This window comes from Microbacterium sp. GQ128, from assembly GCF_059758615.1.
Genome location: NZ_JCAXDY010000002.1, coordinates 729,231 through 741,708 on the forward strand (window position 1 = coordinate 729,231; position 12,478 = coordinate 741,708).

12 protein-coding genes are annotated in these 12,478 nt (G+C 69.6%); 8 read left to right on the forward strand and 4 right to left on the reverse strand.

The features are described from left to right. Positions 1 to 11 precede the first annotated feature (11 nt). Positions 12 to 692: a TrmH family RNA methyltransferase gene (locus AC6CHX_RS09525; RefSeq protein WP_498272610.1), complete on the forward strand. Its 681-nt coding sequence runs from the start codon at positions 12 to 14 to the stop codon at positions 690 to 692. Positions 693 to 760: 68 nt separating this feature from the next. Beyond that, positions 761 to 1,228, forward strand: a complete 468-nt coding sequence (locus AC6CHX_RS09530; protein WP_498272611.1) for a VOC family protein — start codon at positions 761 to 763, stop codon at positions 1,226 to 1,228. A gap of 33 nt (positions 1,229 to 1,261) precedes the next feature. Here the strand turns inward: AC6CHX_RS09530 and AC6CHX_RS09535 are convergent, their stop codons facing one another. Next, positions 1,262 to 1,528 carry a hypothetical protein gene (locus AC6CHX_RS09535; protein ID WP_136041234.1) on the reverse strand — a complete coding sequence of 89 codons (267 nt, stop codon included), beginning with the start codon at positions 1,526 to 1,528 and terminating at the stop codon, positions 1,262 to 1,264. 133 nt (positions 1,529 to 1,661) lie between these two features. Further along, a complete protein-coding gene (locus AC6CHX_RS09540; RefSeq protein ID WP_498272612.1) occupies positions 1,662 to 2,984 on the reverse strand; it encodes an MATE family efflux transporter in 1,323 nt (440 codons plus the stop codon). Between the two features lie 94 nt (positions 2,985 to 3,078). Between AC6CHX_RS09540 and AC6CHX_RS09545 the strand changes: the two genes are divergently transcribed. From AC6CHX_RS09545 to AC6CHX_RS09560, 4 genes are all read left to right on the forward strand, one after another. Then, positions 3,079 to 3,621: a DnaJ family domain-containing protein gene (locus AC6CHX_RS09545; RefSeq protein ID WP_498272613.1), complete on the forward strand. Its 543-nt coding sequence runs from the start codon at positions 3,079 to 3,081 to the stop codon at positions 3,619 to 3,621. A 135-nt stretch (positions 3,622 to 3,756) separates the two neighbouring features. Beyond that, the gene (locus AC6CHX_RS09550; protein ID WP_498272614.1) at positions 3,757 to 5,721 is read left to right on the forward strand and encodes a M13 family metallopeptidase; all 1,965 of its coding nucleotides are present in this window, start codon (positions 3,757 to 3,759) and stop codon (positions 5,719 to 5,721) included. Between the two features lie 111 nt (positions 5,722 to 5,832). After that, positions 5,833 to 6,798 carry a serine hydrolase gene (locus tag AC6CHX_RS09555; protein WP_136041238.1) on the forward strand — a complete coding sequence of 322 codons (966 nt, stop codon included), beginning with the start codon at positions 5,833 to 5,835 and terminating at the stop codon, positions 6,796 to 6,798. A 101-nt stretch (positions 6,799 to 6,899) separates the two neighbouring features. Continuing rightward, positions 6,900 to 7,301 carry a hypothetical protein gene (locus AC6CHX_RS09560; RefSeq protein ID WP_498272615.1) on the forward strand — a complete coding sequence of 134 codons (402 nt, stop codon included), beginning with the start codon at positions 6,900 to 6,902 and terminating at the stop codon, positions 7,299 to 7,301. A gap of 19 nt (positions 7,302 to 7,320) precedes the next feature. Here the strand turns inward: AC6CHX_RS09560 and AC6CHX_RS09565 are convergent, their stop codons facing one another. Continuing rightward, on the reverse strand, positions 7,321 to 8,763 hold the full coding sequence (locus AC6CHX_RS09565) for an MFS transporter (protein ID WP_498272616.1): 1,443 nt from the start codon (positions 8,761 to 8,763) through the stop codon (positions 7,321 to 7,323). A 61-nt stretch (positions 8,764 to 8,824) separates the two neighbouring features. Between AC6CHX_RS09565 and AC6CHX_RS09570 the strand changes: the two genes are divergently transcribed. After that, positions 8,825 to 10,150, forward strand: a complete 1,326-nt coding sequence (locus AC6CHX_RS09570) for an alpha-hydroxy-acid oxidizing protein (RefSeq protein WP_498272617.1) — start codon at positions 8,825 to 8,827, stop codon at positions 10,148 to 10,150. 48 nt (positions 10,151 to 10,198) lie between these two features. Continuing rightward, positions 10,199 to 10,888, forward strand: coding sequence for a GNAT family N-acetyltransferase (locus tag AC6CHX_RS09575; RefSeq protein ID WP_136041242.1), 690 nt, complete (start codon positions 10,199 to 10,201; stop codon positions 10,886 to 10,888). Between the two features lie 30 nt (positions 10,889 to 10,918). Here AC6CHX_RS09575 and AC6CHX_RS09580 read toward each other — a convergent pair whose 3' ends face one another. Continuing rightward, positions 10,919 to 12,388: a peptide MFS transporter gene (locus AC6CHX_RS09580; RefSeq protein WP_136041243.1), complete on the reverse strand. Its 1,470-nt coding sequence runs from the start codon at positions 12,386 to 12,388 to the stop codon at positions 10,919 to 10,921. Positions 12,389 to 12,478 lie beyond the last annotated feature (90 nt).

Genomic DNA, 12,478 nt, shown 5'->3' on the forward strand with positions numbered 1-12,478 from the left:
AGCCTGGCGGGATGGATGACGCCGCGCCGAACAGCACGAACCCCGACGTTCCGGCGGACGCGGTGAGCACGGGGTCGATCGCTCAGCCCGGGTACGGTGTCGGCCCCTGGCCCGGCGGGGAGGAGGCGTGGCCCGAGGGTGAGCAGTACGACCCCGAGCTCCTCGCTGAAGGCGACACCCGCAACGTGATCGACCGCTACCGCTACTGGCGGATGGAGGCGATCGTCGCCGACCTCGACACGCAGCGTCACCCGTTCCACGTCGCCATCGAGAACTGGCAGCACGACATGAACATCGGGTCGATCGTGCGCAGTGCCAACGCGTTCCTCGCCGACACCGTGCACATCATCGGTCGCCGGCGGTGGAACAAGCGCGGCGCCATGGTCACCGACCGCTACCAGCACGTCGTGCACCACGAAGACGTCGAGACCTTCGCTGCATGGGCCGCGGCCGAGGGCATCCCGATCATCGCGGTCGACAACGTCGAGGGTGCCGTGCCCGTGGATCGTGCCGAACTCCCGCAGCGCTGCGCGCTCCTGTTCGGCCAGGAAGGACCGGGGCTCTCCGCCGAGGCGCTCGCCGCCGCAACCGCCCACATCGAGATCACCCAGTACGGCTCGACGCGTTCGATCAACGCCAGCGCCGCAGCCGCCGTGATCATGTACGAGTGGTGCCGGAGATACGCCGGCTGATCACCACCGGAACCCCTCGACAGGCCGTGGCTGCGGGCGTAGCGTGAGTGCCGATCAAGGAGGTCGACATGGCAGTCGTCACACCAATCCGCCCGTTCCTCTGGTTCGCCGACAGGGCGCAGGAGGCGATGGAGTACTACGTCTCGGTGTTCCCGAACTCATCGATCGACAGCGTGACCTTCTATCCGGACGAGAACCTCAGCGAGCACTTCGAGGGCATGACGGGGAAGGTCATCAACGGGGAGTTCACTCTGAACGGCACGCGATTCGGCTGCCTCGACGGGGGTCCGGAGTTCACCTTCAACGAGGCCGTCTCCTTTGTGATCGAGTGCGCCGACCAGGACGAGATCGACCGCTACTGGCAGGCGCTCTCCGCGGTGCCGGAGGCGGAGGCGTGCGGCTGGTGCAAGGACCGGTTCGGCGTCAGCTGGCAGGTGGTTCCCGCCGGGCTCGACCTGCTGCAGCAGCGGCCGGAGCAGATCCAGGCGCTCATGCACATGAAGAAGATCGTGATCGCGGAACTCGAGATCGCCTGAGCCCGCGCTGGGCGGCGGGGCTGAACAGCGCGGTCAGCCCCGGTCGATGCCGAAGAGGTGGCGGTAGATCGCGTTGACGTCGCGATCCAGATGATCGATGCGCCCGTGCAGGGCGTGGATCTCCGTCCGCACGCTGGCGAATTCGCTTCCGATCTCTTTCCGCACGCCTTCGAACTCTTTCCGCACGCCATCGAACCCGTTCTGCATCATGCGCAGGAACATCGTCGAGATCAGCGTGATGGTTCCGAACATCCCCGCGGCGAAGACGCCGATCAGAGTCCATACCTGTGGTTCCGTCATCCCCAGCATCCCTTCAGTGTCCCCCGATCATCGTCGAGGGCGCCAGGGTTTCGGGGCGTAGTATTCCGCCGATCCCCGCGGGTGTGGGGAAGTCGCGATGGAGCGGATCGGTGCAGTTCCAGACGCCCCGGCCTCAGGCCGTGGCGGAGAGCCAGCGCCCCGAGCGCACGCGCCATCCCAGGGTCCCGAGCCGCGCGAGCAGATAGACGCCGAAGAACGCGACCGCGAGCCAGACGAGCCCGGCGGTGCCGTCGACTCCGGTCGCGGCGATGATCCAGAGCGCCGGCAGGAACGGCACCAGGTTCAGGCCACCGGCGATCGCCAGATAGCGAGCGTCGTTCGCGCCCATGAGCACCCCGTCGAGCACGAAGACCACCCCGGCGATCGGCTGGGCGACGGCGAGCACCAGCAGAGCCGGCTGCACGAGGGCGGCGATCTCCGCCGAGCCCGTGAACACGATGCCGAGCACCCCGGAGAGCGCGGCGATCAGGCCGCCGACGATCACGCCGAACCACGCTCCCCAGGCCACGGTGCGGGCCAGCACGCGGTGCACCTGCTTCTCGTCACCCGCGCCGAGTTCCTTGCCGATCAGCGCTTGCGCGGCGATCGCCAGGGCATCGAGCGCGAACGCAGCGGCCGAGAAGATCGTGAACACGATCTGCCACCCGGCCAGCTCGTCGGTGCCGATGCCGGTGGCGATGCCCACGGTCGCGAGCAGGGCGACGCGCAGGCTCACGGTGCGCAGGAACAGCCACCCGCCCGACGTCGCCGTGCTGCGCATGCCGGCGCGCTGCGCACGGAGCGAGGCGCTGTGGCGGGTGGCTAGGCGACGCACTACGAGAGCGTACGCGGCGACCATGCCCCACTGCGCCGTCACGGTGCCGGCGGCGGAGCCCGCGATGCCCCACCCGAGTCCGTAGATGAAGAGCCAGTTGAGGAGTGCATTCGCGCCGAAACCGAGCCCGGCGATCCACAGCGGCGTCATGGTGTCCTGCATGCCGCGCAGCAGCCCGGTCGCGGCGAAGACGATGAGCATGGCCGGCAGGCCCCACATCGAGATCACGAGGTACTCGTTGGCCTGGGCGGCGACGGCCTCGCTCGCGCCGAACAGGGAGACCAGCCACGGCGAGGAGACCGCGCCGACGACGGCGAGCACCGCGCCGAGTCCGAGCGCGAGCCACATCCCGTTGATGCCGACGGAGACGGCCTCGCCCGGCTGTCCGGCCCCGAAACGACGCGCGACCGCCGGAGTGGTCGAGTAGGCGAGGAACACCATGAGCCCGACGATCGTCTGCAGCACGGCTCCCGCGATGCCGAGGCCGGCGAGCGGAGTCGTGCCGAGGTGGCCGACGAGCGCGGCATCCACGATCAGGAACGCGGGCTCCGCGATCAGCGCGCCGAGCGCCGGGACGGCCAGGCGCAGGATCTCTCGGTTGAGGGAGGCGCGCGCGGTCATCCTCCGAGCCTATGACCTGGTGCCGACCTCGGCCGTCCGCGCCCCCGAGGGCCGTCGTAGGGTGGAACGGAATCGGATGCCACGGAGGTGCATCATGACGGATCCCAGGGAAGCTGCCGCGCGCTACCGCGCGAAGCAGCAGAACGCCGAGGATGCGGACGAGGAGTCGGGCGTCCCGCCGGGGGCCGGCGCCGCCGTCGACAGGGCTGCCTTCATCGAGACGGCGATCCAGGTGGCGATCCGTCGTGGCGAGTTCGACGACCTCCCCGGTGCGGGCAAGCCGCTGGAGGGGCTCGGCACGCACCACGATCCCGATTGGTGGATCCGCCGCAAGATCGAGACCGAGAACCTCACCGGGCTCGGCCCGCCCGCCATCCTGCTGCGCACCGAGGACCGGGAGCTGAACGATCAGCTCGACCTGCTCGGCCGCGAGTCGGACGTGCGCGATGTGCTCGACGAATTCAACAAGCGCGTGCGCGAGGCACGTCGACAGCTCCAGGGCGGGCCACCTGTCGTGACCGAACCGCGGGACGTGGATGCCGAGGTGGTGGCCTGGCGCGAACGTCGGGCTGCGCGACCGGCGGTTGCCCCCGTGCCGGAGCCGCGGCGCCGACGCTTCGGCTGGCGACGCCGCTGACGCCCGTTGCGCTTCCCGCGGTGAAATGCACTTCGGTCGGCCGGATGCCGCGAATCCGGCCGAACGAAGTGTGATCGGCCGAGGGAAGCGCAGGGAATCGGGCCGAAGTCCGAGGGGCGTCCTAGGCTGGTGCGCATGACTGACGTTCTTCCCGTGGGCCTCGCCCTTGATGAGTTCAGCTCCGACATCCGCCCGCAGGACGACCTCTATCGCCACGTGAACGGCGCCTGGCTCTCGCGCACCGAGATCCCGGGCGACAAGGCGCGCTGGGGTTCGTTCCACCTCCTCGCGGAGCAGGCCGAGAAAGACGTCAGGGCGATCATCGAGGAGTCGCAGGATGCCGAAGAGGGCACACTCGCCCGCAAGATCGGCGACCTGTTCGCGAGCTTCATGGACACCGAGCGCATCGATGCCGCCGGTCTCGCGCCACTGGCCGACACCCTCGCCGAGGTCGACGCGATCGACGGCATCCCCGCGTTCCTGCGCACGGTCGGCGCCTACGACCGCGACGGCCGTGCGGCCGTGATCGGCATGTACGTCGACGGCGACCCGGGCGACCCGGAGCGCTACCTGCCGGTGCTCATGCAGGCGGGTCTGTCCCTGCCGGATGAGAGCTACTTCCGCCTCGACACGTTCGCCGACACCAGGGCCGCCTACCGCGCGCACCTCGAGCGGCTGCTCGACCTCGCCGCGGTTCCGGATGCCGCGGCGAACGCCGACCGTGCCATCGCGCTCGAGACCGAGCTCGCGGGGCACCACTGGGACAACGTGCGCAGCCGCGACGCCGTGGCGACCTACAACCTCAAGACCTGGGACGAGCTGCAGGAGCTCGCCGGTGTCGACCTGACCCCGTGGCGCGAGGCGGTCTCGCCGTCGAACCCCGCGGCCTTCGACGAGGTCGTGGTGTCGCAGCCCAGCTTCTTCGAGGGGCTCGGATCGCTGCTCACGCCCGAGCGTCTCGACGACTGGAAGGCGTGGCTGCGGGCCAAGGTCGTGCACGCCGCCGCTCCCTACCTCACCGACGATCTGGTGCAGGAGAACTTCTCGTTCTACGGCACCGAGCTCACCGGAGTCCCGACGATCCGCGAGCGCTGGAAGCGCGGTGTCTCGCTCACCGAGGGCGCGCTCGGCGAGGCGATCGGCAAGGTCTACGTCGAGCGGCACTATCCGCCGACGGCGAAGGCCGCGATGGACGAGCTGGTCGCGAACCTGATCGAGGCCTACCGGCAGAGCATCACCGAGCTCGAGTGGATGACGGCCGAGACCCGCGAGCGTGCGCTGGCCAAGCTCGACTCCTTCACCCCCAAGATCGGCCACCCCGAGGTGTGGCGCGACTACTCGAGTCTCGAGATCGACCGCACCGACCTGTTCGGCAATGTGCGCCGGGCGTCGACCTTCGAGCACGACCGGCACGTCGACAAGGTCGGCAAGCCCATCGACCGCCTCGAGTGGCACATGCCGCCGCAGATGGTCAACGCGTACTACAACCCCTCGATGAACGAGATCGTGTTCCCGGCGGCCATCCTGCAGTATCCGTTCTTCGACGCGAGCCGTGATGCCGCCGCCAACTACGGCGGCATCGGAGCGGTCATCGGGCACGAGATCGGTCACGGCTTCGACGACCAGGGCAGCCGCTACGACGGCGACGGCCGACTGCAGGACTGGTGGACCGACGCCGACCGCTCGGCGTTCGAGGAGCGCACCAAAGCGCTCATCGCGCAGTACGACGCGCTGGTGCCCGAGGGGCTGGATGCCGAGCACCACGTCAACGGCGCGCTCACGATCGGCGAGAACATCGGTGACCTCGGGGGTCTCGGTATCGCGCTCAAGGCTTACGAGCTGTCGCTCGGCGGTGCGGAGGCGCCGGTCATCGACGGATACACGGGCGTGCAGCGGCTGCTGCTCTCGTGGGCGCAGGTGTGGCAGCAGAAGAGCCGCGACGCCGAGACGCTGCGGCTGCTGACCATCGACCCGCACTCGCCGAACGAGTTCCGCTGCAACCAGATCGTGCGCAACATCGACGCGTTCTACGACGCATTCGGCGTGAGCGAGAACGATGCCCTGTGGCTTCCCGAAGCATCGCGTGTGACCATCTGGTGACCAATCGTCGCACTCGGTGAGGCATCCCCCGGCGGTGGGGTTACGATATCCCTGCCGCTGGGGAGCGCCTCCCCTCGGTATCCTGCAAATCCCCCCTCCTAAGGATCACGCGTGGGCGCTCTCGAGCCTGGTGAAGGGTTCCGCAACTCCTCGGCCCCGGAGTCTCTCGGCGGTGCGCCGGAGTCCGCCACGGCGGGCCGCCGCTCGCAGCGGACCAGTCGTCGCCTCCCGCGTCGAGCCGCCCTCGGCCGCCGCTCCTTCACCGCCACCCTGCGTGCGCTGGAGGGACTGGTCGATTCCGGCGCCCAGGTCTCGGTGCACGTCGTCGACCTCGACAATCATGTGCACGTGCTGGCCGGCGACGATCACGTGACCATGCCCGTCGCGGGGCTCGGTGTGGTGCCGCTGCTGATCGAGGTGGCCGCCGGTTTCCAGAGCGGTGCCCTCGACCCGTTCGAGATCGTCGAGCGCGAGAGCGTCGATGCCGTCGAGAGCTCCGGTCTGTGGCGGCATCTGCACGCCCCGGCTCTGCCGCTCGAGGACCTCGCCGTGCTGGCCGCGACCGCCGGCGATCCGATCGCCGTGAACGCCCTGCTGCAGAAGGTCGGCCACGACCGGGTGCGCGAGCGCATCGAGTCGCTGGGCCTGCGCCGTACGGCCCTGCTCGACCGCTTCCGCGACCGCCGCGGGCCCGACGACGCCCCTCAGGTCGCCGTGGGCTCCGCCCGTGAACTCGCCGGTCTCTTCTCGGCCCTCGTGAATTCGCAGGTGGTCGATGCCGCGGTCAGTGCTCAGGTGTCGGAGTGGCTGAGCCTGAACCAGGACCTGAGCCTGGTCGCGGCATCCACGGGCCTCGACCCGTTCGCGCACGATCACGACGCACACGGGCTGCTGTTCGTGAACAAGACCGGCCGCGACCGCGGGGTGCGTGCCGAGGCGGGTGTGCTGGCGGGGCCGCGCGCCGGCGTCGCCTACTCGCTCATCGTCTGCTTCGACGACCTCTCGATCACGCACCGGCTGCGCGCGCACGACGCCTTCCGGGTGCTCGGCGTCGAGCTCATGGAGTACACGCACTGAGGTCACGCGCACGCCGCAACAGGCGATCACGCCAGAACAGGCGAGAACCTGAAGAATCGGCCTGATCCCGCCGGGTTGCCTGTGCTCGCTAGCATCGAGGGATGCCGAAACCCGACTGGACCCCGCACCGCCGTGACGACGGAGAGCTGCTCGGCTGGATCCATCCGGCGGGCGATGACTGGGTCGCCGTCGATGTGCTCGGTCGACCGGCATCCGACCCGACCGAATGGCTCGACGCCGAGGTGGCACTCGAGGAGCACGGCATCGCCTGGCTCGCGGACCCGTGGATGCTGGAGGGCGAGGGGGACGGCCCGCTGCGGGTGCGCATCCTCGAGGTCACGCCCGACGAGGAGGGTGTGCCGGGTCGCATCGTGGTGAAGGTCGACGACTTCGGAGACATGACCCGTCCGGCGACCGCGCAGTTCGTGCTGGAGTGGCCGATCCCGGACCGGCTGCGTCCGCCGCGGCACGATGACCCGGACCCGCGCACGATCACCCGGTGACTCGGAGGAGAGGCGGCGCTCAGCCGGGGAGGGACGGATGCTGCTCGGAGCTGCGCTGCTTCGGGATGAAGAGCGACAGCACGACCGCGATGATGCCGGCGGCGATCGCGAGCCAGAAGCACACCTCGAACGCGGCGCGGGTCGGAACCGCGACCCCGTCGACGTCGATGCTCATCGCGGCGAGCACGCCGCCCATCACGGCCGAGGCGCTCGAGGTGCCGACCGAGCGGAACAGGGCGTTCAGGCCGTTCGAGGCGCCGGTCTCGTTCGCGGGCACGGACCGCATGATGATCATCGGCATGGCGGCGAACGTGAAGCCGATGCCGACGCCGATGAAGATGTTGGCGACGAAGATGTGCCACACCTCGGAAGACCACAGCAGCACGAACACGTAGGCGAGAACGATCGCACCGGCGCCGACCGTGAACAGCGGCCGCGGTCCGACCGTGCGCTCCAACCAGCCGGACAGCGGTGAGATCACCATCATCACGAGGCCGGCGGGCATGATCACGAGAGACGCCGCGAGCATGTCGAGCCCGAATCCGGCGCCGCCGACCGCGGGCATCTCGAGCAGCTGCGGGAACGTCACGTTCGAGGCGAAGAGCGCGAACCCCATGCCGATCGCGGCGATGTTCGTGAACAGCACGGCGGGTCGCGCCGCCACCCGCAGGTCCAGCAGCGGGTCCTTCGTGCGCAGCTGATACCAGCCCCACACCAGCAGCACCGCGAGTCCGCCGAGGATGCAGGTGAGCGTCAACGGCGAGGTCCAGCCCCACTGCGCGCCGCGGGAGACGAAGAGCAGGATGCCGGTGAGGCCGATCGCCAGACCGACGGCACCGATCACGTCGAGGCGGCCGGGGGAGCGGAGCACGTCCTCGGGAATCACGGCCAGCACGAGCGCGAGGCCGACCACGCCGAGCGCTGCGGCGAGCCAGAACAGCATGTGCCAGTCGGCGTTCTGGGCGAGGAGCGCGGCGACGGGCATGCCGATCGCACCACCGACGCCCATGGTGGCGCTCATGAGGGCGACCGCGGTGCCGAGCCGTTCGGGCGGCAGCACGTCGCGCATGATCGCGATGCCGAGGGGGACGACGCCCGTCACGGCGCCCTGGAGCGCTCGTCCGATGATGACGCCGATGATCGAGCCGGAGACCGCGGCGATGACCGAGCCGAGGATCAGGATCGCGAGCAGCGCGATCACCACCCGGCGCTTGCCGTACATGTCACCGAGACGGCCCGAGATCGGGGTGGCGACGGCGGCGACGAGCAGCGTGATCGTGACGACCCAGGTCGTGTCCTCGCGGGAGGCGTTCAGCAGTTGCGGTAGCTCGGCCTGCAGCGGAACGACGAGCGTGAACATGAACGAGGAGCAGAGCCCCGCGAACGCGAGAACCGCGACGATCGCCCACTTCGGCGGGGTTCGGGAGAGGCGCTTCCTGGCTCTGTCGTCGTTCGCACCCACCGGCCCAGGCTATCGGCGATCGACTGCTGCGGGGCCGTCGGGCCCTGGCTACCATGTGGTGATGGTCACGAGCAGCGTCGCTCCGGACGATCCCGCCGCCCACCGCGGCATCTCCCGGCGTACCCAGTCCGACATCTACCGCGCCGGCATCAGCGGCACGAGCCCTGCGGTGCCGATCGACGCCGTGGCTCTGAAGGTGGCCGCCCGCAAGGCGCTGAGCGCCGAGGCTTTCGCGTACATCGCCGGGGGTGCGGGCGCGGAGCGCACCATGACCGCCAACCGCCGGGCGTTCGACCGCTGGCAGGTATGGCCGCGCCCGCTGCGCGACGTCTCGACTCGCGACCTCGGCGTGGAGTTCCTCGGCAGGGCCCGGCCCACCCCGCTGCTGCTCGCCCCGCTCGGAGTGATGGAGATGGCGCACGCGGATGCGGATCTCGCGGTCGCCCGCGCCGCGGCATCCCTCGGCGTCCCGTACACGCTGTCGAACCAGGCGTCGTTCCCGATGGAGCAGGTGGCGGATGCCGCGCCCGACGGCTCGCGTCTGTTCCAGCTCTACTGGTCGGCGTCGGACGACCTCAACCGCTCGCTGCTCGCCCGCGCCGAAGCCTCCGGATGCGAGGCGATCGTCGTCACGCTCGACACGCACCTGCTCGGGTGGCGCACCCGCGACCTCGATCTCGCGTACCTGCCGTTCACGCGCGGGATGGGGATCGCGCAGTACACGACGGATCCGGTGTTCCAGCAGCTGGTGCGCGAGCGCGCTGCCGCTCCGAAGGGCGATGCGCCGGGCGTCAAGGTCACCGCCCAGGCGGTGGCCGCCGCCCTCACCATCGCCCGCAAGGGCGCACCGCTCACGGGCGGCGGCTCGCTGCGCGACAACCTGCGATCACCGCTGCCGCGTGCGGCCGTCGAGACGTTCCTCGACGTGTTCTCCACCCCGGCGCTCACCTGGGGCGACCTGGCGAAGGCGCGGGAGTGGACGAGTCTGCCGATCATCCTGAAGGGCATCGTGCATCCCGACGATGCGCAGGCCGCGCTGGATGCCGGCGTCGACGGCATCTGGATCTCGAACCATGGCGGTCGGCAGATCGATCAGTCGGTGCCGACGCTCGACGTGCTGCCCGAGATCGCCGAGCGCGTGGCGGGCCGGGTGCCGATCGTCTTCGACTCGGGCGTGCGCGGCGGAGCGGATGCCGTGATCGCCCTCGCGCTGGGCGCGACCGTCGTGGCTCTCGGCAGGCCCTACGCTTACGGCCTCGGCATCGCCGGAGAGACGGGCGTGCGCGAGGTCGTCCGGAACGTGCTCGCCGAGCTCGACATCACGCTCGGCCTCGCGGGGCTGACCTCCGCGACGCAGCTCGATCGCGACGCGCTGCGGATGGTCTGATCGCGGTCGCGTTTCCCCGAACCGGCCGAGGAGGGGCAGACTGGGTGCGTGCGAACCATCCGTGACCTCGACACCGTTGAACTCATCCTCGACGCCCAGGGCCTGCTCGACTCCATCCGGGGTCCGCAGCGCGTGGTGGATGCCGGCACCCTGCGCGCCCTGCAGCAATCGGGCAACTATGTCGTCGGCTTCTTCGACGGCGAGGGCGACGAGGAGCGCATGGTCGGCGCGTCCATCGCCTTCTTCGGCGAGCCCGCCCGGCGTGCGATGCACTCGCACATCACGGCGCTGCTGCCGGAGTACCGCGGGCGTGGCTGGGGTCGCGAGCTCAAGGAGCACCAGCGGCAGTGGGCGTTCTCGCGCGATGTCGGGCGCATCACCTGGGTGTTCGACCCGCTCGTGGCGCGCAACGCGCACTTCTTCTTCTCGGTGCTGGGCGCGCGCGCGACCGGGTACTCCGTCAACCGCTACGGCATCTTCGGCGGCGGTGACGCGGGTGACGAGAGCGACCGCCTCGACGTCGAGTGGGCGCTCGCCGACATCGCGAAGCCCCCGGCCGACGATGCGGTCGTCGAGACCCTCGAGATCCCGGCCGACATCGAGGCGCTGCGCGTCTCCGACCCGGAGGCCGCCCACGAGTGGCGCCTGCGTCTGCGCGCACAGATGGAAGGCCTGCTCGGCAGCGGGCTGAAGGTCGCCGGGTACGACAACGCGCGCGGCTACCTGTTCACGGCCTGAGCGTCATCGCACGATCAGAGCGGGAGGCGCTCAGCGCACCCCGCGCATGAGCTTCAGCACGGGCTTCACGCTCAGCAGCAGACCGATGCCGACGACGATGGCGATGCCGCCGAGGATCGAGAAGAACGGCACCTCGTCGTCGGGGTTGTAGAACTGCACGAGCCACCCCGAGATCGCCGTGCCGAGCGCGATCGACAGGAAGAACAGCGCGACCATCTGGGTGCGGAACACGGTCGGTGCGAGCTTGGTGGCGGCCGACAGCCCGACCGGCGAGATGAGCAGCTCCGCCACTGTGAACACGAACAGGATTCCGACGATCGCCAGCAGCGGCGTGGAGTTCGCCCCTCCGCCGGCGAACGGCAGGAACAGCAGGAACGCCGATCCCATGATGATCGCCGCGAGCGCGAACTTCACCGGGGTCGAGGGTTGACGCTTGCCCAGCTTGGTCCAGATCGCGGCGAAGACGCCGGAGAGGATGATGATGAAGATCGGGTTGATCGACTGCACCCAGGACACCGGCATCGTGAACCCGAACAGGTTCCGATCCAGGCGCTGGTCGGAGTAGATCGTCAGCACCGTGAACTGCTGCTGGTACAGCGACCAGAACGCGACGCTGGTGATGAAGAGCGGCAGGAAGGCCCACACCCGGGAGCGTTCGGTGGCGTCGATGCGACGGCTGCCGAGGATCACCGAGAAGTAGGCGACCGCCGCCACGACCGTGACGCCGATCACCAGGGTGGCCAGGTTGTCGGGCCGGATCACACCGGTGAGCACCAGGACGGTGATGAGCACGATCGCGGCACCGGCGATGAGTCCGACCAGGAGATAGCGGGACTTCGGAAGCGGGTTCGGCACCTCCCGCGCCGAGGCGGGCAGCGCCTTGCGGCCGAACGAGTACTGGATGAGTCCCAGCGTCATCCCGATGGCCGCGAGCCCGAATCCGTAGTGGAAGCCGAGCGAGGACTGCAGGATGCCGGTGAGGATCGGCCCCAGGAACGCACCGAGGTTGATGCCGAGGTAGAACAGCGAGAAGCCGGCATCCCGACGCGGGTCTTCGGCGCTGTAGAGGCTGCCGACGACCGAGGTCGCATTCGCCTTGAGCCCTCCGGATCCGAGTGCCACGAGCACCAGGCCGACGCCGACGCCGACTGCGCCGGGGAGCAGGGCGAGGGCGAGATGGCCCGCCACGATCACCATCGCGCTGACGAACAGCACGCGCTCCGCGCCGAACAGGCGGTCGGCGAGCCAGGCGCCGAGGATCGTCGAAAGGTAGACCGACCCTCCGTACGCGCCCACGATGCCGCCCGCGATCGCCTCGGGGATGCCGAGCCCGCCCTGGGAGACCGAGAAGTAGAGGTAGATGAGCAGGATGCCCTGCATGCCGTAGAAGCTGAAGCGCTCCCACATCTCCACGCCGAAGATGTGCACCAGAGCCCACGGTTGCCCGAAGAAGCGGGTGTCGTCGTTGCGGGCATGCGGGGTCGGTGCTGCAGTGCTCATGCCCAGGACGCTACTCCGGCGCAGCCGCCGAGGCCAGCCGAGGCCAGGGAGCGCGCGGCAACCACGGATAGAATGAGGTGCCCGTGTTCA